General features: G+C 71.3%; 16 protein-coding genes and 1 pseudogene. 11 read left to right on the plus strand and 6 right to left on the minus strand.

Annotated elements, in window-relative coordinates:
* From ACZ4Z2_RS26190 to glgB, 4 genes and pseudogenes are all read left to right on the plus strand, one after another.
* Window positions 1-462, plus strand: a pseudogene (locus ACZ4Z2_RS26190) (alpha-1,4-glucan--maltose-1-phosphate maltosyltransferase); the annotation flags it as partial.
* Window positions 459-2,159, plus strand: a complete 1,701-nt coding sequence (gene treS, locus ACZ4Z2_RS26195; protein WP_468079171.1) for a maltose alpha-D-glucosyltransferase — start codon at window positions 459-461, stop codon at window positions 2,157-2,159. The pseudogene ACZ4Z2_RS26190 and the gene treS, both read left to right, overlap by 4 nt.
* A 93-nt stretch (window positions 2,160-2,252) precedes the next feature.
* On the plus strand, window positions 2,253-3,758 hold the full coding sequence (locus ACZ4Z2_RS26200; RefSeq protein ID WP_468079172.1) for a maltokinase N-terminal cap-like domain-containing protein: 1,506 nt from the start codon (window positions 2,253-2,255) through the stop codon (window positions 3,756-3,758).
* Window positions 3,759-4,236: 478 nt separating this feature from the next.
* Complete coding sequence (gene glgB, locus ACZ4Z2_RS26205; protein ID WP_468079363.1) at window positions 4,237-7,131, plus strand: 1,4-alpha-glucan branching enzyme; 2,895 nt, start codon at window positions 4,237-4,239, stop codon at window positions 7,129-7,131.
* A 217-nt stretch (window positions 7,132-7,348) separates the two neighbouring features.
* Here the strand turns inward: glgB and ACZ4Z2_RS26210 are convergent, their stop codons facing one another.
* From ACZ4Z2_RS26210 to ACZ4Z2_RS26230, 5 genes are all read right to left on the minus strand, one after another.
* The gene (locus ACZ4Z2_RS26210; protein ID WP_468079173.1) at window positions 7,349-8,791 is read right to left on the minus strand and encodes a cytochrome P450 family protein; all 1,443 of its coding nucleotides are present in this window, start codon (window positions 8,789-8,791) and stop codon (window positions 7,349-7,351) included.
* 249 nt (window positions 8,792-9,040) lie between these two features.
* Window positions 9,041-11,284: a HelD family protein gene (locus ACZ4Z2_RS26215; RefSeq protein ID WP_468079175.1), complete on the minus strand. Its 2,244-nt coding sequence runs from the start codon at window positions 11,282-11,284 to the stop codon at window positions 9,041-9,043.
* A gap of 163 nt (window positions 11,285-11,447) precedes the next feature.
* A complete protein-coding gene (locus ACZ4Z2_RS26220; protein WP_468079176.1) occupies window positions 11,448-11,780 on the minus strand; it encodes a thioredoxin family protein in 333 nt (110 codons plus the stop codon).
* Entirely contained in the window at window positions 11,777-12,205 is a 429-nt protein-coding gene (locus ACZ4Z2_RS26225; protein WP_468079177.1) for a MerR family transcriptional regulator, read from the minus strand. The genes ACZ4Z2_RS26220 and ACZ4Z2_RS26225 overlap by 4 nt, the downstream gene beginning before the upstream one ends.
* Window positions 12,206-12,553: 348 nt before the next feature.
* Window positions 12,554-13,930 (minus strand): cation:dicarboxylate symporter family transporter, encoded by a 1,377-nt coding sequence (locus ACZ4Z2_RS26230; RefSeq protein WP_468079178.1) that lies wholly within the window; start codon window positions 13,928-13,930, stop codon window positions 12,554-12,556.
* 298 nt (window positions 13,931-14,228) lie between these two features.
* On the opposite strand from ACZ4Z2_RS26230, the gene ACZ4Z2_RS26235 reads away from it, so the two are divergent.
* The 6 genes from ACZ4Z2_RS26235 to ACZ4Z2_RS26260 all read left to right on the plus strand — a co-directional run bounded on the left by ACZ4Z2_RS26235 (window position 14,229) and on the right by ACZ4Z2_RS26260 (window position 20,921).
* Complete coding sequence (locus ACZ4Z2_RS26235) at window positions 14,229-15,998, plus strand: sensor histidine kinase (protein WP_468079180.1); 1,770 nt, start codon at window positions 14,229-14,231, stop codon at window positions 15,996-15,998.
* A complete protein-coding gene (locus ACZ4Z2_RS26240) occupies window positions 15,995-16,681 on the plus strand; it encodes a response regulator (protein ID WP_468079181.1) in 687 nt (228 codons plus the stop codon). The genes ACZ4Z2_RS26235 and ACZ4Z2_RS26240 overlap by 4 nt, the downstream gene beginning before the upstream one ends.
* A 113-nt stretch (window positions 16,682-16,794) precedes the next feature.
* The gene (locus ACZ4Z2_RS26245) at window positions 16,795-18,201 is read left to right on the plus strand and encodes an extracellular solute-binding protein (protein ID WP_468079182.1); all 1,407 of its coding nucleotides are present in this window, start codon (window positions 16,795-16,797) and stop codon (window positions 18,199-18,201) included.
* A 21-nt stretch (window positions 18,202-18,222) separates the two neighbouring features.
* Complete coding sequence (locus tag ACZ4Z2_RS26250; RefSeq protein WP_468079183.1) at window positions 18,223-19,113, plus strand: carbohydrate ABC transporter permease; 891 nt, start codon at window positions 18,223-18,225, stop codon at window positions 19,111-19,113.
* Window positions 19,114-19,117: 4 nt separating this feature from the next.
* The gene (locus ACZ4Z2_RS26255) at window positions 19,118-19,969 is read left to right on the plus strand and encodes a carbohydrate ABC transporter permease (RefSeq protein WP_468079184.1); all 852 of its coding nucleotides are present in this window, start codon (window positions 19,118-19,120) and stop codon (window positions 19,967-19,969) included.
* A gap of 136 nt (window positions 19,970-20,105) precedes the next feature.
* Window positions 20,106-20,921: a helix-turn-helix domain-containing protein gene (locus tag ACZ4Z2_RS26260; RefSeq protein WP_468079185.1), complete on the plus strand. Its 816-nt coding sequence runs from the start codon at window positions 20,106-20,108 to the stop codon at window positions 20,919-20,921.
* 23 nt (window positions 20,922-20,944) lie between these two features.
* Here the strand turns inward: ACZ4Z2_RS26260 and ACZ4Z2_RS26265 are convergent, their stop codons facing one another.
* Window positions 20,945-21,970, minus strand: a complete 1,026-nt coding sequence (locus tag ACZ4Z2_RS26265; protein ID WP_359695300.1) for an ATP-dependent 6-phosphofructokinase — start codon at window positions 21,968-21,970, stop codon at window positions 20,945-20,947.
* Between the two features lie 345 nt (window positions 21,971-22,315).
* On the opposite strand from ACZ4Z2_RS26265, the gene pta reads away from it, so the two are divergent.
* Window positions 22,316-24,403 (plus strand): phosphate acetyltransferase, encoded by a 2,088-nt coding sequence (gene pta, locus ACZ4Z2_RS26270; protein WP_468079187.1) that lies wholly within the window; start codon window positions 22,316-22,318, stop codon window positions 24,401-24,403.
* Window positions 24,404-24,423 lie beyond the last annotated feature (20 nt).

Genomic DNA, 24,423 nt, shown 5'->3' on the forward strand with positions numbered 1-24,423 from the left:
AAACCCGGCAGCGAGGAGTACCTCGACTCCGAGAAGTACCAACTCCGCCCCCGCGACTGGGAAGCAGCCGAACGCGAAGGACGCACGATCGCGCCGCTGATCGGCAAGCTCAACGAGATCAGGCGGCGGAGCCCGGCGCTGCGGCAGCTGCGGAACCTGCACTTCCACCACGCCGACCAGGAAGCGGTGATCATCTACTCGAAGCGGTCGGGTTCGAACACGGTTCTGGTGGTCGTGAACCTCGACCCCCACCACACCCAGGAGGCCACGGTCTCGTTGGACATGCCGCGACTCGGTCTCGACTGGCACGAGTCGGTGCTGGTGCGCGACGAGCTCACCGGCGAGGTCTACACCTGGGGCAGGAACAACTACGTACGTCTCGAACCGGGCCGCACACCCGCCCACGTACTGACCGTCCTGCGACCGTCCAACCCGCAGATCGGGGGGTCACCCACACGATGATCGTCAACGAGCCCGTTCCCGACACCTTCGAGGACACGCCGCAGAAGGACCGGGACCCGGAGTGGTTCAAACGCGCCGTCTTCTACGAGGTCCTCGTCCGTTCCTTCCAGGACAGCAACGGCGACGGCATCGGCGACCTCAAGGGCCTGACCGCGAAACTCGACTACCTGCAGTGGCTGGGCATCGACTGCATCTGGCTCCCGCCCTTCTTCAAGTCGCCCCTGCGCGACGGCGGCTACGACGTCTCGGACTACACCGCCGTCCTGCCCGAGTTCGGCGACCTCGCCGACTTCGTGGAGTTCGTCGACGCCGCCCACCAGCGCGGCATGCGCGTCATCATCGACTTCGTCATGAACCACACCAGCGACCAGCACCCGTGGTTCCAGGAGTCCCGCAAGGACCCCGACGGCCCCTACGGCGACTACTACGTCTGGGCCGACGACGACAAGCAGTACCAGGACGCCCGCATCATCTTCGTCGACACCGAAGTCTCCAACTGGACCTTCGACCCCGTCCGCAAGCAGTACTTCTGGCACCGCTTCTTCGCCCACCAACCGGACCTCAACTACGAGAACCCGGCCGTGCAGGAGGAGATGATCTCGGCGCTGCGGTTCTGGCTGGATCTGGGCATCGACGGCTTCCGGCTCGACGCGGTGCCGTACCTGTACCAGCAGGAGGGCACCAACTGCGAAAACCTTCCGGCGACCCATGACTTCCTGAAGCGGGTCCGCAAGGAGATCGACGCCCACTACCCCGACACGGTGCTGCTGGCCGAGGCGAACCAGTGGCCGGAGGACGTGGTCGACTACTTCGGCGACTACACCAGCGGCGGCGACGAATGCCACATGGCGTTCCACTTCCCCGTCATGCCACGGATCTTCATGGCGGTCCGCAGGGAGTCGCGCTACCCGGTCTCGGAGATCCTCGCCAAGACCCCCGCGATCCCGTCCAACTGCCAGTGGGGCATCTTCCTGCGCAACCACGACGAGCTGACCCTCGAAATGGTCACCGACGAAGAGCGCGACTACATGTACGCGGAGTACGCGAAGGACCCGCGTATGCGCGCCAACATCGGCATCCGCCGCCGCCTCGCCCCGCTGCTGGACAACGACCGCAACCAGATCGAACTGTTCACCGCCCTGCTGCTGTCCCTGCCGGGCTCGCCGATCCTCTACTACGGCGACGAGATCGGCATGGGCGACAACATCTGGCTCGGCGACCGCGACTCCGTCCGCACGCCGATGCAGTGGACCCCGGACCGCAACGCCGGGTTCTCCTCCAGCGATCCCGGGCGGCTGTTCCTGCCGACGATCATGGATCCGGTCTACGGCTACCAGGTCGCCAACGTCGAGGCGTCGATGTCCTCGCCCTCGTCGCTGCTCCACTGGACCCGCCGCATGATCGAGATCCGCAAGCAGAACCCGGCCTTCGGACTCGGCACCTACACCGAGTTGCCGTCGTCCAACCCGGCGGTGCTGGCGTATCTCCGGGAGTACAAGGACGACCTGGTGCTGTGCGTGAACAACTTCTCGCGGTTCGCGCAGCCCACGGAGCTCGACCTGAGCGCCTACGAGGGACGCCACCCTGTCGAACTCATCGGCGGAGTGCGCTTCCCCGCCATCGGGGAACTCCCCTATCTCCTCACCCTCGCGGGCCACGGCTTCTACTGGTTCCGCCTGCGGAAGGACGCCGTGTAACCGACCGGAACCCCCGGGCGGGCCGGTTTCCCCCGGCCCGCCCGGGGCACGCAAACAGGAACACCCCGCCCCCCGGGGAAAGGACGCGACGCCATGTCGGAAGCCGCCACGCACTCCACTGCGACAAGTCCTGGTCCGCTGCACGCCGCACCACCCGTGCCGGGGCTGCTCACCTCGCTGGAGCCGCTCCTGCGGGAGTGGCTGCCACGGCAGCGCTGGTTCGCGGGGAAGGGACGGCCGGTCACCGGGTTCGGGCTGGTGGCGGCCACCGAGCTGCTGCCGCCGGTCGCCCGGCAGGACGACTCCCGGCCTGGCGGTTCCAAGGCCGGTCTGCTGCACCTCCTCGTCCGCGCCCATCAGCCGCTGGTGCCGTCGCAGGGCGCGCCCGTACAGCCCGGCGACTGCTACCAACTCCTGCTGGGCGTCCGCGAGACCCTGCCGCCCCGCCTCGCACCGGCGCTCATCGGGCACGTCACGGAGGGGCCGCTGGCCGGACGGACGGTCTACGAGGCACTGCACGACCCGCGCCTCGCCGACGTCCTCCTCGAAGCGCTCCGGACGCAGGCCCGCATAGGGGATCTGCGCTGCTCGCGGGACGCGCGGCTGGCCATACCCGAAGGACTGGTGCCCCGCCTGGTGACCTCGGAGCAGTCCAACTCCTCGGTTGTCTACGGGGATACGTTCATTCTGAAGCTGTTCCGCCGGGTCGTGCCCGGAGCCAATCCCGACCTCGAACTCCCGCTGGCGCTGTCCCGCGCGCGGTGCCCCCGTGTGCCGGCGCCCGCCGCCTGGATGATCGCCGACCTGCCGTCCGCCGACCCGGAGCCCCATGTCCTCGGCGTGCTCCAGCCGTACCTCAAGGGCGCCGCGGACGGGTGGGAGCTGGCGCTGAGCATGCTGGCCAAGGGCGAGGACTTCACCGGAGAGGCACGGGCGCTGGGCCGGGCCACCGCCGAGGTCCACGCGGCCCTGGCCGAGGCCCTGCCCACGGTCACCCTCGGCCGGCCCCAGGTGGAGTCGCTGGTCGACGTGATGACCGAGCGTCTGGAGGCCGCCGCGCAGGCGGTACCGGCGCTGCGCCCGTACGCCCCCGGGTTGCGCACCGCCTTCGACGCCCTCGCCGACCTGGCCGCGGAGGGCCACACCTGGACGGCCCAGCGCATCCACGGCGACCTGCACCTGGGCCAGTGCCTGCGGTCACCCGTCGAGGTCGGCGCACGGCGCGCCGGCGGCGGCGAGTGGTCGCTCATAGATTTCGAGGGCGAACCGTCGAAGCCGCTGGCCGAGCGCCGGATGGCGCAGCCCGTCGCCCGTGACGTCGCCGGGATGCTCCGCTCCTTCGACTACGCCGCGTACTCCCTGCGGCCGCCGGCCGGCGACTGGGCGTCCGCCTGCCGGGCCGCGTACTGCTCCGGGTACGCGGAGGTCTCGGGGGCGGACCCGCGGACCGACCCCGTGCTGCTGCGGGCGTACGAGACCGACAAGGCGGTGTACGAGGTCGTCTACGAGGCCCGGCACCGCCCCGACTGGCTCTCGGTGCCGCTCGCGGCGGTCCACCGCCTGGCCACCGACACCGGCCCGGCCACCGACCTGACCTGACACGCAACCCCCGTCCGAGGGCCGAGCACACGCTCCGCCCACCCCTCACCACCCTGCACAACCCGCCGAGGAGGCCGTCCCTGTGACTCCCCGCCCGCCGTCCGACGACAGCACGCAGAACACCGGCAGCGACGCCGCAGAAGGGTCCGCGCCGGAGAAGAAGACGGCTGCCCGGAAGACGGCCACGAAGAAGACCTCGGCCAAGAAGGCGCCCGCGAAGAAAACGACGGTGACGGCGAAGACCGCGAAGAAGGTCCCGGCCCAGCGGACGACGAAGGCCGCGGCCGCCGAGGCGGCGGACGCCCCGGCCCCGGCCCCCGTCAAGAAGACCGCTGCCGGCCGGGTGACGGCGAAGAAGGTGGCGGCCACCGCCGGCTCGCCGGACGCGCCCGGGAAGACGGCGGCGAAGAAGGCCCCGGCCCGGAAGAGCGCGGCGCGGAAAGCCCCGGCGAAGAAGACTCCGAGCACCAAGGACGGCATCGACCCCGGCGTGGGCGTGGAGCAGACGGAGGCTGTCGCGAGGGCCGCCACCAGAAAGACCTCGCCGACGAAGAGCACGGCTTCCGAGACCTCGGTCCCCAAGGCGCCGGCCTCGAAGACCCCCGCTCCGAAGACCCCGGCTGCTTCCGAAGCGACAACCGAGAAGGCCATCGCCAAGAAGGCACCCGCCAAGAAGGCACCCGCGAAGAAGGCGGTCGCGAACAAGGCGGTCACGAAGAAGGCCGTGGCCAAGGCGACCGAGGCCGAGACAGCCGTGTCGACGACAGCCGGTGCGGAGACCGCCGCGCCCAAGACGGCCGTGACGAAGAAGGCCGCAGCCAAGAGGACCGCGGCCAAGAAGTCCACGACGAAGAAGACCGTCACGAAAAAGGCCGCCGCGAAGAAGGCCGTGACGAAGAAGGCCGCCGCCAAGAAGGCGGTCGGGGTGGTACGGACTCCGGCGGAGCCGGAGAACACCGCGGCGGCGCCGGTCGTCCCGCCGCAGTCGAGCGCCGGTGCCCAGCCCGCCCCGGCCGTTCCCGCGCAGCAGGCGACGGCACCGGATCTGCCCGCGTCACCCACCGAACCCCCGGCCCCGGCCGAACCGCCCGTCTCCGCGCAGCCGTCCGTACCGGCCCAGCCCTTCGCCGCCACCGCCGAGTCGGCCTCCCCCACCCCGTCGGACACCGGCATCCGGTCGGCCTTCTCGCCCGCCGTGGACGGGGCCGACCGGGAGCGGCTGCTGGCCGGTACGCATCATGAGCCGCACGCCGTGCTGGGGGCGCACCCGGTGGCGGAGGGTGTCGTGTTCCGGGCGTTCCGGCCGTTCGCGCTGGGCGTGACCGTCGTGGCGGGCCCGCTGCGGGCGGAGCTGCACGACGACGGCGAGGGCTTCTTCTCAGGGCTGCTGCCCCTGCGGGACGTGCCGGAGACATACCGGCTGCTGATCACGTACGAGGGGAACACCCAGGAGACCGAGGACGCGTACCGTTTCCTGCCGGCCGTCGGGGAGCTGGACCTGCACCTGATCAACGAGGGCCGCCACGAGGAGCTGTGGCAGGCGCTCGGTGCCCGGCCGATGACCCACCAGGGCGTGACCGGCACCCGCTTCACGGTGTGGGCGCCGAACGCGCGCGGCGTACGGCTGGCCGGGACCTTCAACTTCTGGGACGGCACGGGCTACCCGATGCGCGCGCTGGGCTCCTCCGGTGTGTGGGAGCTGTTCGTGCCGGAGATCGGCGAGGGCGAGCTGTACAAGTTCGAGATCACCCGGCCGGACGGTACGAAGACCCTGCGCGCCGACCCGTTGGCCCGTCGTACCGAGGTCCCGCCGAACACCTCGTCCGTGGTGCACGCGTCGGACTACGAGTGGGGCGACGAGGAGTGGATGACGCGCCGGGCGGAGGTCCCCGCGCACGAGGCGCCGTTCTCCGTGTACGAGGTCCACCTGCCGTCGTGGCGCCCCGGACTCACGTACCGCCAGCTCGCCGAGCAGCTCCCGGCGTACGTCAAGGACCTCGGGTTCACCCATGTCGAGCTGCTGCCCATCGCCGAGCACCCCTTCGGCGGCTCCTGGGGCTACCAGGTCACCGGGTTCTACGCGCCCACGGCCCGCCTCGGTGACCCGGACGACTTCAAGTACCTGGTCGACTCACTGCACCGGGCCGGGATCGGGGTGCTGATGGACTGGGTGCCGGCGCATTTCCCACGGGACGACTGGGCGTTGGCCGAGTTCGACGGGCGTCCGCTGTACGAGCACCAGGACCCGGCGCGGGCCGCGCACCCGGACTGGGGGACGCTGGAGTTCGACTACGGCCGCCGCGAGGTGCGCAACTTCCTCGTGGCGAACGCCCTGTTCTGGTGCGAGGAGTACCACATCGACGGGCTGCGCGTGGACGCCGTCGCCTCCATGCTCTACCTCGACTACTCGCGCGAGCCGGGCCAGTGGACGCCGAACGAGCACGGGGGCCGGGAGAACCTGGACGCGGTGTCCTTCCTCCAGGAGATGAACGCGACCGTGTACCGCAGGGTGCCGGGGGTCGTCACGATCGCGGAGGAGTCCACCGCGTGGGACGGCGTCACCCGCGCCACTCACCACGTCGGACCGGGCGGTTTCGGCGGCCTCGGCTTCGGGCTGAAGTGGAACATGGGCTGGATGCACGACTCCCTCGGCTACATGGCGAAGGAGCCGGTGCACCGCAAGCACCACCACAACGAGATGACGTTCTCGATGGTGTACGCGTACAGCGAGAACTACGTCCTGCCGATCTCCCACGACGAGGTCGTGCACGGCAAGCGTTCTCTTGTGTCGAAGATGCCGGGCGACTGGTGGCAGCAGCGCGCCAACCACCGCGCGTACCTGGGGTTCATGTGGGCCCACCCCGGCAAGCAGCTCCTCTTCATGGGGCAGGAGTTCGCGCAGGGCGCCGAGTGGTCGGAGGCGCACGGCCCGGACTGGTGGCTCCTCGACCCGGCGTACGGCGCCGAGGCCGACCACCGGGGGGTGCGCGACCTGGTCCGCGACCTCAACGCCGTGTACCGCGACACCCCTGCCCTCTGGCAGCGCGACACCGACCCGTCCGGCTTCGCCTGGATCACGGGTGACGCGGCCGAGGACAACGTGCTGGCCTTCCTGCGGCTCGACGCGGACGGCACGCCCCTGCTGGCGGTCTCCAACTTCAGCCCGGTGATCCGCCAGGACTACCGGCTGGGCGTGCCCGACGACTTCCCGGCCTGGCGGGAGGTCCTGAACACGGACGCGGCGTCGTACGGGGGGAGCGATGTCACGACACCGCACCCGGTGAAGTCGGAACCGACACCGTGGCACGCCCGCGCGGCGAGCATCCGCGTCACGCTGCCGCCCCTGGCGACGGTCTGGCTGCGTCCCGCGTAGGGCAGAAAAGCGACCGGGGCTACGCCCCGTGCTTTTCAGGCCGAAGGGGTGGGCCGCAGGCCCACCCCTCCGTGGGGAGGGACGGGCCGCAGGCCCACCCCTCCGTGGGGAGGGACGGGCCGCAGGCCCGTCCCTCCAGGGGCGCGGGGAACTGCGCGAGAAACCACGACGCACCCGCACCCGCCGACGAACCCCGCACCCCCGAGCCGTACCGCGATCACCCCCCACCCCTCCGCCCACCCGACATCATCCGCCGCAACGCCCCCAACAACCCACTCCCACCCCGCCCGGACACCCCCGCCGCCACCGCGGCGACCTCCCCTTCGCCCCCCATCGACGCAGCCGCACCCGACCCCCCGGCCCGGCTCGCCACAGGCGCCCCCCCGTTCAGTTCGTACCGCACCGGCAGCAGCCGCAGCCCCCGCACCACCGGACCCGTCCGCCACGGCAACTGGTCCGGCGGCAGGGTGAGTTCCGCGCGGGCGAAGTGCTCGAAGATCCGCCCCACCGCCGTGGTGACGATCGTCCCGGCCAGCTCGCGCGCCGCGCTCGGGCACTGGTGCGGTCCGGCGCCCCACGCGAGATGCGCCCGCGTGCTGACCGCGGAGTCGACGAGGTGGGACGTGCCGATGGCGAGCAGGTCGCGGTGCGCGGCGGCGACGGACGGGGAGACGATGTCGCCGGCCCGGATCCAGAAGTTCCCCAGCCGCACATCCCGCCCGGCGAACCGGAAGCACAGGTTGGCGGTCGGCGGGTTCACCAGCGCCGCCCGGTTGACGGTCTCCCCGATCTGCCCGCTCGCCACGCTGCGCCGGACCGTCGCGTTGCCCCGCAGGACCTCCAGCAGGGTGTTGCAGACCATGTTGCCGGTGATGTCGTTGAGGTAGACCGCGTTCATGAACAGCTCACGGCCCAGCTGTTCGTCGGAGAGCGAGGGGTCGGACAGCAGCATGTAGGACGTCAGGTCCTCCCCCGGCCGCTCCCGCCGGTGCGCCGCGAGCCGGGTCATCGCGGCCAGCGCGCGCCCGGTGGCCGGTCCCGCGTCCGGCCCGCCGTCGAGCATCCGCCACATCTCCATGACCATCTCGTCGCCGAGGTCGACGGGGCAGCCGAACAGCTTGGTCGTGACCATGAGGAGCAGCGGCCGTGTGTACTGCGCCGCGAGATCGGCGAAGCCGCTCGTCCCGGACTCCGCGGCGAGCATGCCGATGAGGTCGTCGGCGTACTTGGCGACGGCCGCCCGCAGTTCCCAGCCCTCGGGGCTGTGCCCGTCCTGGAAGGGCCGCATGGCGGAGTGGTAGGTCAGCCGCGCGGCCCGATGTTCGTCGTCGTCGAAGAACATGGTCTGCCGCACCTCGTACCCGGCGAGCAGCGGCCAGTCCCTGGGCAGCCGCCCCTCCGCCCGCGCCCGCCAGTGCCGTACGTCGCGCCGCCAGACGCTGTCGTTGCGCAGGACTTCGAGCACCTCGCGGTAGTCGAGGACCAGCCATGCCGGAACGCCCATCAGCCCCACCGGGGCCACGGGGCCGTAGGTACTCCGCAGTCGCTCGTAGACGCTGCCCGGGTCCGCGTCGAACTCCGAGGTCAGCAACGGCTCCACGGGCAGCGAGTCGAGCGTGGGGCTGCCGGCCGGAGCGGCCGCGAACGGATGAGTTTCCATGAGCGACACGCATACCGCATGGCACCGGCACGAACAGTGACGACGGCATGAACTGTTACGGCTTGGTGATCCCCGATGCACATGTGGTGACGGTGGCCCCCACCTGGCCTTACCGGTAGCACCCCCCTGGGTGCGCGGGCCGCCCGGGCCGAGTGCGCCCCCTCCGCCCGGGCGCCCCGGTCCGGGTCGCGCCCGCCCGGTCCGGGCGGTGACGGGGACTCACCGGCGGGGCGCCGCGCCGGCCGCCGGTCAGGCGGCTGCCAGCGACTCCCCCAGGGCCCTGGGCAGCGCTTCCGTGTGGACGACGCCGAGTGCCTGGGTGGCGCGGGTCAGCGCCACGTACAGATCGCTGGTGCCGAACCGGTCCGGCTCCACCACGAGGACCGAGTCGAACTCCAGGCCCTTGGCCTGCCGGGGGTCGAGGAGGACGACGGTCCGGGTGAGGTCCGGTTCCGCGCCGGCCGTGACGCCGTCGAGGCGCGCGGCGAGCGCCCGGTGCAGCGCGCGGGGCGCGATCACCGCGAGCCGCCCTTCGGCGGGGGTGAGTTCGGCGGCCGCCTTGGCCACCTCGGCGGGCAGGTCGCGGGCGGCCGCGCGGCGCGCCCAGGGCCGTACGCCGGTGGACCGCACGGAGCTGGGCGGCTCGAAGTCCGGCTGCTGGGCGCGGACGACACCGGCCGCGACCTCCATGATCTCGGCGGGCGTGCGGTAGTTGACGCCGAGCCGGGTGTGCTTCCAGCGGTCCTCGACGTACGGCGCGAGGATGTCGGACCAGGAGCCGACGCCCGCGGCCTCCGCCGTCTGCGCGGGATCGCCGACGAGGGTCATCGAGCGGGTCGGGGAACGGCGCATCAGCAGCCGCCAGGCCATCGGCGACAGCTCCTGCGCCTCGTCGACGATGATGTGCCCGAACGCCCAGGTCCGGTCGGCCGCCGCCCGCTCGGCCGCGCTGCGGTGGTCGTCCTCCTCGTGCCGCTCGGCGAACCGCTCGGCGTCGATGATGTCGTGCGCGGACAGCACCTCGGAGCTCTCGGGGTCGCTGTCCTCCTTGTCCTCGAACTCGTACGTCCGGGACGCGTACGACACGTCGAGGACGCCCTGCGCGTACGCGATCTGGGTCTCCCGCTCGCGGTCGGCCCGGGCGCGTGCCACCCGGTCGTCCTCGCCGAGCAGTTCGGCGGCCTCGTCGAGGAGGGGGACGTCGGCGACGGTCCAGGCGCGGGTGACCGGGCGGCGTACGGCGTCGGCGTCCGCCTCGGGGAGGAAGCCGTCGGGCTCGGCGAGGAAGTCGGCGATCAGGCGGCGCGGGGTGATCCGGGGCCACAGCTGGTCGATGGCGGACCAGACCTCGGGGTTCTCGGCGAGTTCGTCGCGGATCTGGGTGATGTCGCTGGCGTCGAGGAGGTTCGAGCCGTCGTAGGGGTCGGTACCGATGCGCTCGGCGACCATGTCGGTGAGCGTGTTGAGGATGTGGCCCTCGAAGTGCTCGCGGGCGACGTTGTGCGGCAGTCGCGCCTCGCGGGTGCGCTCGCGGGCGACCCGGACGAGGTCGTCGTCGAGCATGAGGATCTCCCGGTCGTGCTCGATGGCGATCACCGGGTCGGGCAGTGCCTGCCGGTCCCGTACGACGGCGGCGAGCACCTCGGCCATGTCGGCGCGGCCCTTGACCCGGGCCGCGTCCGGGGTGTCGGTCGCGGTGGCCCGGACGCCGGGGAACAGTTCGCCGACCGTCGACAGCAGGACGCCCGTCTCGCCGAGGGAGGGCAGCACCTCGCCGATGTAGCCGAGGAAGGCGGGGTTGGGGCCGACGATGAGGACGGCGCGCTTGGCGAGGAGTTCCCGCTGCTCGTACAGCAGGTAGGCGGCGCGGTGCAGCGCGACGGCGGTCTTGCCGGTGCCGGGGCCGCCCTCGACGACCAGGACGCCCTGGTGCGGTGCGCGGATGATGCGGTCCTGCTCGGCCTGGATGGTCTGCACGATGTCGCCCATGCGGCCGGTGCGGGCCGAGTTGAGCGCGGCGAGGAGGACGGCGTCGCCGGTGGGGTCCTCGTAGCCGGTGCGGGTCTCGTCGCCGATGTCGAGGATCTCGTCGTGCAGGGCGGTGACCCGGCGGCCCTCGGTGGTGATGTGCCGGCGGCGGCGCAGCCCCATCGGGGTGTGGCCGGTGGCGAGGTAGAAGGGCCGGGCGACGTCGGCCCGCCAGTCGATGAGGATCGGGGTGCGCTCGGTGTCGTCCTCCCGCAGGCCGATGCGGCCGATGTGGTGGAGGCCGCCGTCGGCGAGGTCGAGACGTCCGAAGCACAGGGAGCCGTCGACGGCGTTCAGCGCGGCCAGCAGACCCGAGCGCTCGGCGACCAGGATGTCCCGCTCCAGCCGGGCCTGCATGGGCGTGTTGCCCTGTGCCAGGGCGTCGGTGACGGAGTCCTCGGTCTCACCGCGCAGCGCGTCGACCCGCCGGTACAGCGCGTCGATGAATTCCTGCTCGCGCCGCAATTCATCGTGCGAAAAGCCGGTGTTTGACAATTCCACTCCCGCCCGGATATACTGTGCTCACTGAACTTCTTTGCGACCCAATCTCCTTGAAGTCGCGAACCAGTAAATATACGCAAGAAAAGCCCCCGAGCGCAATTACTCGGGGGCTTTTCTCATCGGGTCGTCAGAGCACGTCGGCGATTTCTTCGAGCAGCCGCCGCCTGGGCCGCGCCCCGACCATCGCCTTCACCGGCTCACCGCCCTTGAACACCATGAACGTCGGCATGGACAGCACCCGGTAATGGTTGGTCGTCTCCGGACTCGTGTCCACGTCCAGCTGCACCACCTTCAGCCGCTCCCCCTCCTCCGCGGCGAGGGCGCTCAGCACCGGCCCCATCTGCCGGCACGGCGGACACCAGTCGGCGGTGAACTCCACCAGCACCGGCAGTTCCGCGCCGATCACCTCCGCCGCGAAATCCGCGTCCGTCACCTCGGCCACACCGGCAGCCCTGATCACAGCCCGCCCCCTCCCAGTTCGCACTCCGGCTCCGGACCGCCCGGAACCTCCGCCTCGGCCGCCAGCCGCTCCCGCGCCGACTCCGCCCGCGCCAACTGCTCGCCGACCTTGGCCCGTACGGCCGCCAGCTCGCCGATCAGCGCGTCCAGCTCGTCGAGCTTGCGCCGGTAGACCGCGAGCGACGCCGGGCACGAGTCGCCCTCCGGGTGCCCGGCCCGCAGACACTCCACGAAGGGGCGTGTCTCCTCCAGGTCGAACCCGAAGTCCTGGAGCGTCCGGATCTGCCGCAGCAGCCGCAGATCCCCCTCGTCGTACGACCGGTACCCGTTGCCGCTGCGCCGTGCGGGCAGCAACCCCCGCGTCTCGTAGTACCGCAACGTCCGTGTCGTGGTCCCGGCCCGTGCCGCCAACTCACCGATGCGCATGCCCCGACGCTAATCCTTGACCCCCACGTCAAGGAAAGAGCGGCGTCAGGAAGAGAAACGAAAAGAGCCGAGCGGCCAGGTCCACAGGGGGAGGACCTGACCGCTCGGTGCATCGGGGTGCGTATGCGGTTGTGGTGCCCGTACGGCCGGGACTACGGGGGGAGGACCCGGCCGTACGGGGTTCGATGGGGGCCTGCGGGTCTGTCAGGGGCACAGGCCCGTCGGGGGCGCAGGCCCGTCAGGGGCGCGGGGAACCGCGCGACCGGCCACACTCGACCGGTGGTCGGGAGCCGGCCTCACAGCCCAGCGGTGCTCCCGCCCGGCGCCCCCAGCGGAGCGCTTACGCGCTCACGCCTTGGCGAGTTCCTTCTCGCCCTCCGGCTCGGCCTCGGCCGGCGCTGCCGCCCCGTGGTCGTCCAGCAGCGTCGCCTCGTCGAACGGCGCGTTCCCGGCGAGCACCTCGTTGACCCGGTCCTTGTCGATCTCCTTGGTCCACGTGCCGATCAGCACCGTGGCGACCGCGTTGCCCGCGAAGTTCGTCAGGGCGCGGGCCTCGCTCATGAAGCGGTCGATGCCGACGATGAGGCCGACGCCGTCCACCAGCGCGGGCTTGTGGGACTGCAGACCGCCCGCGAGGGTGGCGAGACCGGCGCCGGTGACACCCGCCGCACCCTTGGAGGCGACCAGCAGGAAGAGCAGCAGCGCGATCTGCTCGCCGATGGCCATCGGCGTACCCATGGCGTCGGCGATGAACAGGGACGCCATGGTCATGTAGATCATGGTGCCGTCGAGGTTGAAGGAGTAGCCGGTCGGGACGGTGATGCCGACGACGGGCTTGCTGACACCCAGGTGCTCCATCTTCGCGATGAGGCGCGGCAGCGCGGACTCGGAGGAGGAGGTGGACAGGATCAGCAGGAACTCACGGCCCAGGTACTTGAAGAGCGTGAAGATGTTCAGCCCCGCGACGATCTTCAGCAGCGCGCCGAGCACGATGAAGACGAAGAGGAAGCAGGTGATGTAGAAGCCGATCATCAGCACGGCCAGGCTCTTGAGGGCGTCCAGGCCGGCGGAGCCGGTGACGGCCGCGATGGCGCCGAAGGCGCCGATCGGGGCGGCCCACATCACCATCGCGAGGATGCGGAAGACCAGGCGCTGGATGTGCTCGATGCCGCGCAGGATCGGCTGGCCGGCGTTGCCCATGGCCTGGAGCGCGAAGCCCGCGAGGAGCGCGACGAGCAGGGTCTGCAGGACCTCGCCGCCGGTGAACGCGGAGACGATGGTGGTCGGGATGATGCCGAGCAGGAACTCGGTGGTGTCCTTGGCCTCCGGCGAGACCTGCGCCTGGCCGGTCTCCTTGATGGCGTCGGTGACCGCGAGGCCCGTGCCGGGCTCGACGATGTTGCCGACGACCAGACCGATGCCGAGGGCGACCAGCGACATGATCAGGAAGTAGACCAGTGCGATGCCGCCGACCGCGCCGACCTTGGCGGCCTTCCGTACGGAACCGATACCGAGCACGATCGTGCAGAAGATGATCGGCGAGATCATCATCTTGATCAGGTTCACGAAGCCGGTGCCGATGGGCTTCAGCTCGACCGCGAAGTCGGGGGCGATCAGGCCCACGGCGATACCGAGCGCCACGGCCACGATCACGGCGATGTACAGGTAGTGGGTGCGGTCCCGCTTGGCGGGTGCGGTAGGTGCCGTATGGGTGGTGCTGGCCACGGCTGCCCTCCTCGTCGACGACGTCGTCGGCTGATCGTCCGGCGTGCGGCTCACGTCCGGGGGATGGCGGGAGACGGTCTCCCGGGGGTGGGAGCGGGGGCTCCCGGGGGGAGTGGCTCCCGGGGGTCGGGGAGCCGGTCTCCCGGCGGCTCGGGTGTGGGGTCCCGGAGGGGAGTCGTACTCCCTCTGCCGTCCATGTGCTGGACATGTTCGATGGGGTGACTATCTCCCGCTCTGTGAGGGCGGTCACCCTTCCGTTCATTTAGTTCACGCCAACCCGTCCATGCAGACTGTTGCCATGCGCGTCGCGTCCCTCCTCAGACCCCGCAGCCTGGCCGGTCAGCTCTTCGCCGTGCAGGCCGTGCTGATCGCGGTCGTCGTGGCGGGATGCGCGCTGTTCACGTACGTCAGTGACCGCAGCCAGGCCGAGGACGCGGCGGGCCGCCAGGCCCTGGCCGTCGCCGCCGCGGTCGCCGACGCGCCGTCCGTGCGGGACGCGATCCACACCGACGATCCGACCGCGCGGCTCCAGCCGTACGCCACCGAGGTGCAGCGGCACGCCGGCGTCGACTTCGTGACGATCATGACGCCGGACGGCATCCGCTGGACGCACCCCGTCCCCGCCCGGATAGGCAAGCGCTTCGTCGGCCACATCGAGAGGGCCCAGCGGGGCGGCACCATCACCGAGACCTACACCGGCACCCTCGGCCCGTCCGTGCGCGCGGTCACCCCGATCAAGGAGGACGGCCGGGTCGTCGGCCTGGTCAGCGCCGGTATCAAGGTGCAGGCGATCAGCGACCGGGTCCAGGGCCAGGTGACGGCACTCCTCGGGGTGGCCGCCGGCGCCCTCGCCCTCGGCGGCATCGGCACCTATGTCGTCAACGCCCGGCTGCGCCGCCACACGCACAACATGAACGCCGCCGAGCTGAGCAACATGCACGACTACCACCAGGCGGCCCTGCACGCCGTGCGCGAGGGGCTCCTCATGCTGGACGGGCAGTACCGGGTGGCACTCATCAACGACGGGGCCCGCGAGCTGCTGGGCGTCACCGAGGACGTGATCGGCCGCTCGGTGGCCGACCTGGGCCTGCCGGCGCCACTGACGGGTGCGCTGCTGTCGTCCGAGCCCCGGGTGGACGAGGTGCTGCTGACCGCCGAACGGGTCCTGGTCGTCAACACCTCCCCCGTGTCGGGCGGCCAGCGCCGGGGCACCGTGGTCACCCTGCGGGACGTGACCGAACTCCAGTCCGTGATGGGTGAGCTGAACTCCGAACGCGGCTTCACCCAGGCCCTCCGCTCCCAGGCCCACGAGGCGGCCAACCGCCTCCACACCGTCGTCTCCCTCATCGAACTCGGCCGCTCCGACGAGGCGGTCGACTTCGCGACCGCCGAGCTGGAGCTGGCGCAGGCGCTGACCGACCAGGTGGTGGCCGCTGTGACGGAGCCGGTCCTGGCGGCGCTGTTGCTGGGTAAGACGGCACAGGCGAACGAGCGGGGCGTGGAACTGGTGGTGTCGCAGGACAGCCGCATCGACGACGGTCTGCTCCCGCCCTCCCTGCCGGCGCGGGACCTGGTGACGGTGCTGGGCAATCTGATCGACAACGCGGTGGACGCGGCGCAGGGGACGACGGGGGCACGGGTGACGGTGACGGCGTACACGGACGAACCGGCCGAGGCGCCGGACGGCCCGGCGGACGACCCGGCAGACGCCTCGGCGGGCGGCCCGGCGGACGGCCCGGTGCTGGTGCTGCGGGTCAGTGACACCGGCGCGGGCGTCGACCCGGCGCACCGGGACTCCGTCTTCGAGCGCGGCTTCTCCACGAAACCGTCCGGACCCGGCGGCCGGGGCCTCGGGCTGGCCCTCGTCCGGCAGACGGCGCGCCGTCACGGGGGCACCCTGACCGTGGCGGAGGCACCCGGGGGCGGCGCCGAGTTCGAGGTGCGGCTGCCGCTGGGCGCGACCGGGCCCGCCCGGGCCGACGCGGCCGGTCCCACCGAGGTCGCCCGTACCCTTCCCGGCCCCCGGGCCGCTGTGGCCGAAGCCGTGCCTGGAGGCGACGACGTATGAGCGGTGCCGATCCCATCAGAGTCCTCGTCGTGGAGGACGACCCCGTCGCCGCGGACGCCCACATGATGTACGTCGGCCGCGTCCCCGGCTTCACGGCGGTCGGCAAGGCCCACACGGGCGCGGAGGCACGCCGTGCGCTGGAGCGCATGCCGGTGGACCTGCTCCTCCTCGACCTGCATCTGCCGGACGTGCACGGTCTGCAACTGGCCCGCTCGCTGCGCGCCGCCGGGCATCACGCCGACGTGATAGCGGTGACCTCGGCCCGGGATCTGACGGTCGTCCGGGAGGGCGTCTCGCTGGGCGTCGTCCAGTACGTCCTCAAGCCGTTCACCTTCGCGACGCTCCGCGACCGGCTGGTCCGCTACGCCGAGTTCCACGCGGCGGCGGGCGAGGCCAGCGGCCAGGACGAGGTGGACCGTGCGCTGGCGACCCTCCGCGCCCCGGGCCCGGCGGCCCTGCCGAAGGGGCTGAGCGCGCCGACCCTGGAGCGGGTCACCGTGGCCCTGAGGGACACCACGGAGGGTCTGACGGCCGCCGGCATCGCCGAGGCGGTGGGCATCTCCCGGATCACGGCCCGCCGCTATCTCGAACACCTGGTGGACGCGGGCCGCGCCCGCCGCGAACCGCAGTACGGGCAGGTGGGACGCCCGGAGCTGGTGTACCGCTGGGTCCGCAAGGAGTAGGCCGCCCAAGTCCCCGCCGCCGCACACGCATTGACCTGACCAGACCACTCCTCGTACCGTCACCGGGCACCCACCCAGGCCACAACGTCGTAGCCAGCAGGAGGTCGTGCCCCGTGCGCCCCACCGCACCCCCCAGCTCCCGCCGGTCCCCCCTCCGCCTCCTCCTCGCCGGGGCCCTCGCGGTCACCGCGCCCGGTGTCCTCGCCGCCTGCGGCAACGGGTCCGGGAGCGATCCGGACACCGTGGAGGTGTCGTACAAGCAGTCCACGGACAACTCGGTCCGGGTCATGGACACCTTCCTCGGGGACGTGAAGGAGCAGTTCGAGAAGGCGAACCCCGGCAAGAAGGTGAAGCTCGTCCCGATCAAGGCGCCGGACTCGGAGTACTACACCAAGGTCCAGCAGATGCTGCGGTCCCCGAAGACCGCCCCCGACCTGGTCTACGAGGACACCTTCCTCATCAACTCGGACATCACCAGCGGCTATCTGAAGCCGCTGGACGACTACCTGGCCGACTGGAAGGACTGGGACCGGTTCATCGACACGGCCAAGGCCGCGGCGAAGGCCGAGGACGGCAGGACGTACGGCGTCCCGGACGGCACGGACACCCGCGGCCTCTGGTTCGACAAGGCGATCTTCGCGAAGGCCGGCCTCCCCGCCGACTGGCGGCCGAGGGCCTGGGACGACGTCCTGTCCGCCGCCCGCACGATCAAGCGGAAGGTCCCCGGCGTCATCCCCCTGAACGTGTACACGGGCAAACCCGCGGGCGAGGCCGCCACCATGCAGGGCTTCGAGATGCTGCTCTACGGCACGCGAGGGGCCACCGACGGCGGCGGTGACCCCCTCTACGACGAGAAGTCCAAGAAGTGGAAGGCCGGAACCCAGGGCTTCAAGGACGCGCTGGCCTTCGTGGAGACGGTCTACGAGGAGAAGCTGGGCCCGGACGTCTCCGACGCCCTCGACCCGAACATCGCCACCCGGGTACGCGGCGAACTCCTCCCCGAGGGGAAGCTCGGCATCAACCTCGACGGCTCCTGGCTCCCCCAGGACTGGCTGCCCGGCAGCGGCCACGAGTGGCCCGACTGGTCGGAGAAGCTCGGCCTCGCCGCCATGCCCACCCAGCACGGCCAGGCCCCCGGAAAGGTGAGCATGTCCGGCGGCTGGACCTGGGCGATCCCCGCCAAGGCCGCCAACCCGGATCTCGCCTTCGCGTTCATCAAGGTGATGCAGTCGAAGGCGAACGCCCGGAAGTGGTACATCGCCAACTCCGGTATCGCCGTCCGCGAGGACGTCGCCCAGGACCCGGCCTACGCGAAGGGCCGGCCCGGCATCGACTTCTTCACCGACCTGGTGGCCCACACCCACTACCGCCCGGCCTACCCGGCGTATCCGAAGGTCTCCACCGCCATCCAGGAGGCGATGGAGTCCGTGACGACGGGCGACGCGTCGGTGGCGGAGGCGGCGCGGAACTACGACGAGGAACTCGCGGCGGCCACGGACGACCAGGTGACCCGCGGATGACCCGCGGATGACCCGCCGCCCATGACCCGACGACCGGGCCGCGCCCCGCACCCCGCCCTCCGCGCCCTCACCCGAGCACTCCCCGTCGCCCCCGCCACCCTCCTGCTGCTGCTCTTCCTCGCCGGGCCCATCGCCTACTGCGCCTCCATCGCCTTCACCGACCTCCAGCTCACCGGCCAGGCCGAGGACTCCTTCGTCGGCCTGGAGAACTTCCGGACCGCCTTCGGCGACGAGGCGTTCCGCAACGCCGTCTGGCTGACCCTCGTCTTCACCGTCCTCTCGGCGCTGCTGGGCCAGAACACCCTGGGACTCGCCCTGGCCGCGCTGATGCGGCGCGCCTCGAAGCCCGTCCGCACCCTCGTCGGCGGCATCGTCATCACCGCCTGGGTGCTGCCGGAGGTGGTCGCGGGCTTTCTGCTGTACGCCTTCTTCCGCCGCGAGGGCACCCTCAACGCCGTCCTGGACTGGCTCGGTCTCCCCGCCCAGAACTGGCTGTACACGCTGCCGATCCTGGCGGTGTCGTTCGCGAACGTGTGGCGGGGGACGGCGTTCTCGATGCTGGTGTACTCGGCCGCGCTCGACGAGATCCCGAAGGAGATCACGGAGGCCGCGGAGGTGGACGGCGCGGGCGGCCCGCGGCGCCTGTGGCACATCACCCTCCCGATGATCCGCCGCTCCATCGGGACGAACCTCATGCTCATCACCCTCCAGACCCTGTCCGTCTTCGGTCTGATCTGGGTGATGACGAGGGGCGGCCCCGGAGGCAGAAGCCAGACGCTCCCGCTCTTCATGTACGAGGAGGCGTTCCAGAAGAGCATGATCGGCTACGGCACGGCGGTCGCGCTGCTGCTCCTGGTGGTGGGCTCCCTCTTCTCGGTCGTGTATCTGCGGCTGCTGCGAACGGAGGTCTGACCCGGTGCCGACCAGAGACCGGACGCCCGCCTCGCGCCGGACCCTGCGGCGCCGGCTGACCGCCGACGCCGGACTGCTCGCGGTGGCCGCCGCGTTCGTCCTGCCCCTCGCCTGGGTGGTCCTGTCGTCCGTGGACGCGCGGGCCGACCTCAGGGTGCGGCTCCCGGACGCCGTGACCCTCGACAACTACGAGGCGGTCCTCACCCCGGACATCACCGTCACCCCGCTGCTGAACAGTCTGCTGCTGTGCGGCGGCGGCACCGCGCTGACCGTGGTGTGCGCGGCCCTCGCCGCCTACCCCCTGTCGCGTTTCCGCTCCCGTCTGAACCGCCCCTTCCTCCTGACGATCCTCTTCGCGACGAGCCTCCCGATCACGGCGATCATGGTCCCGGTGTACGCCCTGTTCGTGCGGGTGAATCTGATCGACACCCACGAGGGCACGATCCTGTTCTTCGCCGCCTCCCAACTCCCGTTCGCCATCTGGCTGATGAAGAACTTCATGGACGGCGTACCGAAGGAGCTGGAGGAGGCGGCGTGGACGGACGGCGCCTCGCCCCTCCAGTCGCTGCTGCGGATCGTGCTGCCCCTGATGGGGCCGGGCGTCGCGGTCGTCACCGTGTTCTCGTTCGTGATGATGTGGGGCAACTTCTTCGTCCCCTTCATGCTGCTGCTCACCCCGGACCAGATGCCGGCCTCGGTGAGCGTCAACGAGTTCTTCGGGAACAAGGGGACCGTGGTCTACGGGCAGTTGGCGGCGTTCTCGGTGATCTACTCGACCCCGGTGATCCTGCTGTACGTGGCGGTGGCCCGACGCCTGGGCGGCGGCTTCGCCCTGGGCGGCGCGGTCAAGGGCTGACCCCGGGGGCGACCCGGCCCCATGCATACCACGTCACTCCGGCCACAAGGATCACAGGACCCGTAGGTTCCTACAATCCGTGATTGTGGCCGAACAGCCTGTAGTCACGGCAGTCCCGCACCCCTACGTTGTGCGCGTGCACCGACGCTCAGCCCGTGAACGGCAGCCCCAGCACCCCCACCGTCGACCGACACATCCGAGCCCCGATCCGATCCGGACCCCGGCCCCCGATCCCGGGCCGTACGGGCAACCGGACCTCCAGGCCCCCACCCCACCGTTCGACGCCTCCGCCGCCCGCAGACTCCGCGCCGCCCTCGGCATGGGACCCGAGCACGTCGCCTACGGGATGCGGTCCTCGTACGGTCTGCCCTACGTCACGCCGGACCTGGTGAACGCCTGGGAGCGCGGCACGGTGGCGCCGACCGGCCCCGAACTCACCGCCCTGGCGGGTGTGTTGTGGTGCTCCCCCGGCGAACTCATCGGGGCGCCGCGTACCTTGCGCGAGCACCGCATGGCCCGGGGGATCGCCCCCGAGGACGTCGCCCACGCGCTCGGCATGGACCTGACCGCCTACCTCCAGCTGGAGGAGAGCGGTGAATGGCGCGGCACCGAACGGCAGGCCACCGCCCTCGCCGAGCTGCTCGACCTCTCGCTCCCCGAGCTGGTCGTCGTCACCGGACGCCAGGCGCGCCTCACCGAGCTGCTCCACGACGCGGTGGCCACCCGCTGGCAGGCGTACGTCCGGCCGACCGCCAAGCTGCTCTCCCTGGACCGGCGCCTCCTGGGGGACGTCCTGCGGGAGATGCACCTCGACTACCAGGAGAGGATGAGCGCCGGCCTCACCTGGGCCAACGGCACGGCCGCGACCGACGCGGGCGACGCCGGCCGCGACTACCTGGACGGGATCACCGACCACTTCTGGTCACTGGTCCGCCGGGCGGCCGCCTACTAGCTCGTGTCCGCCGGACAAGGCGTCTAGAAGACCGACTCCGCCTCGTCCATCCGGTCCTTCGGGACCGTCTTCAGCTCGGTCACGGCCTCCGCGAGCGGCACCATCACCACGTCGGTGCCGCGCAGCGCGGTCATCCGGCCGTACTCGCCCCGGTGCGCGGCCTCGACCGCGTGCCAGCCGAAGCGCGTGGCGAGCACCCTGTCGTACGCGGTCGGGGTGCCGCCCCGCTGCACATGACCGAGGATGACCGGCTTGGCCTCCTTGCCGAGGCGGCGCTCCAGCTCGTACGCGAGGGCGGTGCCGATGCCCTGGAAGCGCTCGTGGCCGAACTGGTCGATCTCGCCGTGGCCGTAGTCCATCGAGCCCTCGGCCGGGTGGGCGCCCTCGGCGACGCAGATGACGGCGAACTTCTTGCCGCGTGCGAAGCGCTCCTCGACCATCTTGACCAGGTCGGCCGGGTCGAACGCGCGCTCGGGCAGACAGATGCCGTGCGCACCGGCGGCCATCCCGGACTCCAGGGCGATCCAGCCCGCGTGCCGGCCCATGACCTCGACGACCATCACCCGCTGGTGGGACTCGGCGGTCGTCTTCAGGCGGTCCATCGCCTCGGTCGCGACCCCGACCGCCGTGTCGAAGCCGAAGGTGCGGTCCGTCGACGAGATGTCGTTGTCGATCGTCTTCGGCACGCCGACGACCGGCAGCCCGGCGTCGCTCAGCATCCGCGCCGCGGTGAGGGTGCCCTCGCCGCCGATCGGGATCAGGACGTCGATACCGAACTGGTGCGCCATGTCCTGCGCGTTCTCGCACGCCTCGCGGAGGCGGTCGCGCTGAAGGCGGGAGGAGCCGAGGATGGTGCCGCCGCGGGCGAGGATGCCGCTGACGGACTCCAGGTCGAGGGTGCGGTAGCGGCCGTCGAGCAGACCGGCGTAGCCGTCCTCGAAGCCGATGACCTCGTCGCCGTACTGGGCGACCGCTCGGTGCACGACCGACCGGATCACTGCGTTCAGGCCCGGACAGTCGCCGCCTGCGGTCAGAACTCCGATACGCATCGTGCTGTGTCTCCTGCTCGTCCTGCTGGGTGCTGGTACTTGTGAGCCGATCCGATTGTTTCACGCCTCGCAGAGGGCTGCCGCGCCCGCCGAATCCGCCTCCGGCCGCCCGGAGAGCCGTTGCCCCGCCGTCGGCCGCCGCTCCCCGCCCTGGCCACCTGATGGGCGCCTTATCCACCCCCAGAGGTATTGTCAAGAGGGTTTCCGTCCGCCGCGGCGGTGATTTCCGCACACCCGTCCCACCCCTGCGGAGACACTGCTCGAAGCCCCTGAAGCGGCGCTTGCGGCACCACCGAGGCACCCACCGCAGCACCCACCGAACCCGACATGAAACGGAGAGCACACGTGACGCGCAGCGTGTACGTGACCGGGATCGACCGCGGCGACGGCCGCCAGGTCGTCGAGCTGGGGATCATGGAGCTCCTGACCCGCCAGGTCGACCGGGTGGGGGTGTTCCGGCCGCTGCTGCACCACGGCCCGGACCGGCTCTTCGACCTGCTGCGCGCCCGGTACCGGCTCTCGCAGGACCCGGCCACCGTGTACGGCATGGACTACCACGAGGCGTCCACCCTCCAGGCCGAGCACGGCACGGACGAACTGGTCTCGACCCTCGTCGACCGGTTCCACACGGTGGCGCGGGACTACGACGTCGTCCTCGTCCTCGGCACCGACTTCGCGGACACCCAGTTCCCGGACGAGCTGTCCCTCAACGCCCGTCTCGCCAACGAGTTCGGCGCGTCGGTGGTCTCCGTGGTGGGCGGGCGCAAGCAGACCGCCGATTCGGTGGTCGCCGAGACGCACAACGCGTACCGCGCGTACGAGGGCCTCGGCTGTGACGTGATCGCGATGGTGGTGAACCGGGTCGCGCCCGCCGACCGCGACGAGATAGCCGAGCGGCTCACGGACTCCCGGCTCCCGCTGCCCGTGCCCTGCTACGTGGTCCCGGACGAGCCCGCCCTGTCCGCGCCGACGGTCGCGCAGATCACCCACGCGCTCGGCGGCAAGGTGCTGCTCGGCGACGACTCGGGGCTGGCGCGTGACGCGCTGAACTTCGTCTTCGGCGGGGCGATGCTGCCGAACTTCCTCAACGCCCTCACCCCCGGCTGCCTGGTCGTCACCCCCGGTGACCGCGCCGACCTGGTGGTGGGCGCCCTCGCCGCGCACAGCGCGGGCACCCCGCCGATCGCCGGTGTGCTGCTGACCCTCAACGAGCGGCCGAGCGACGAGGTCCTCACGCTGGCGGCGCGGCTCGCGCCCGGCACGCCCGTGGTCGCCGTGGAGAGCGGCTCCTTCCTCACCGCCTCCGAACTCTTCTCGATGGAGGGGAAGTTGAGCGCGGCGACCCCGCGCAAGGCGGAGACCGCGCTCGGTGTGTTCGAGCGGTACGTCGACACGGCCGAGCTGCGCACCCGGGTCTCGGCGCCCAGCAGCGACCGGATCACCCCGATGATGTTCGAGCACCAGCTGCTGGAGCAGGCCCGGGCCGAGCGGCGCCGGGTCGTCCTCCCCGAGGGCACCGAGGAGCGCGTGCTGCACGCGGCCGAGGTCCTGCTGCGGCGCGGGGTCTGCGACCTCACCCTGCTCGGCCCGGTCGACCTGATCCGCAAGAAGGCCGCCGACCTGGGCATCGACCTCGGCGACAGCATGCTGGTGGACCCGGCGACCTCCCAGTGGCGGGACTCCTTCGCGGAGAAGTACGCGCGGCTGCGCGCCCACAAGAACGTCAGCGTCGAGCTGGCCTACGACGTGGTGTCCGACGTGAACTACTTCGGCACCCTGATGGTCCAGGAGGGGCTCGCCGACGGCATGGTGTCGGGGTCCGTGCACTCCACGGCCGCCACCATCCGGCCCGCCTTCGAGATCATCAAGACCAAGCCGGACGCGGACATCGTCTCGTCGGTGTTCTTCATGTGCCTCGCCGACAAGGTGCTGGTCTACGGCGACTGCGCGGTGAACCCGGACCCGAACGCCGAGCAGCTCGCCGACATCGCCGTCCAGTCCGCCGCCACCGCACAGCAGTTCGGGGTGGAGCCGCGGATCGCGATGCTGTCGTACTCCACCGGGACCTCCGGTTCGGGCGCCGACGTCGACAAGGTGCGCGAGGCCACCGAGATCGTCCGCTCCCGGCGGCCCGACCTGCTGATCGAGGGGCCGATCCAGTACGACGCCGCCGTGGAGCCGAGCGTCGCGGCGACCAAGCTGCCGGGCTCCGAGGTCGCCGGGCAGGCCACCGTGCTGATCTTCCCCGACCTCAACACCGGCAACAACACCTACAAGGCGGTGCAGCGCTCCGCCGGCGCCCTCGCGGTCGGCCCGGTGCTGCAGGGCCTGCGCAAGCCGGTCAACGACCTGTCCCGGGGCGCCCTCGTCCAGGACATCGTGACGACCGTCGCCATCACCGCCATCCAGGCCCAGACCCCCGCGGCCCCGTGACCCCCACCGACGACAGAAGG

This window comes from Streptomyces sp. NPDC030183 (assembly GCF_055573455.1).

Coding starts and splice junctions, on each gene's coding strand:
- treS (WP_468079171.1), top strand. CDS start 459: ATGATCGTCAACGAGCCCGTTCCCGACACCTTCGAGGACACGCCGCAG.
- ACZ4Z2_RS26200 (WP_468079172.1), top strand. CDS start 2,253: ATGTCGGAAGCCGCCACGCACTCCACTGCGACAAGTCCTGGTCCGCTG.
- ACZ4Z2_RS26210 (WP_468079173.1), bottom strand. CDS start 8,791: ATGGAAACTCATCCGTTCGCGGCCGCTCCGGCCGGCAGCCCCACGCTC.
- ACZ4Z2_RS26225 (WP_468079177.1), bottom strand. CDS start 12,205: ATGCGCATCGGTGAGTTGGCGGCACGGGCCGGGACCACGACACGGACG.
- ACZ4Z2_RS26235 (WP_468079180.1), top strand. CDS start 14,229: ATGCGCGTCGCGTCCCTCCTCAGACCCCGCAGCCTGGCCGGTCAGCTC.
- ACZ4Z2_RS26240 (WP_468079181.1), top strand. CDS start 15,995: ATGAGCGGTGCCGATCCCATCAGAGTCCTCGTCGTGGAGGACGACCCC.
- ACZ4Z2_RS26250 (WP_468079183.1), top strand. CDS start 18,223: ATGACCCGACGACCGGGCCGCGCCCCGCACCCCGCCCTCCGCGCCCTC.
- ACZ4Z2_RS26265 (WP_359695300.1), bottom strand. CDS start 21,970: ATGCGTATCGGAGTTCTGACCGCAGGCGGCGACTGTCCGGGCCTGAAC.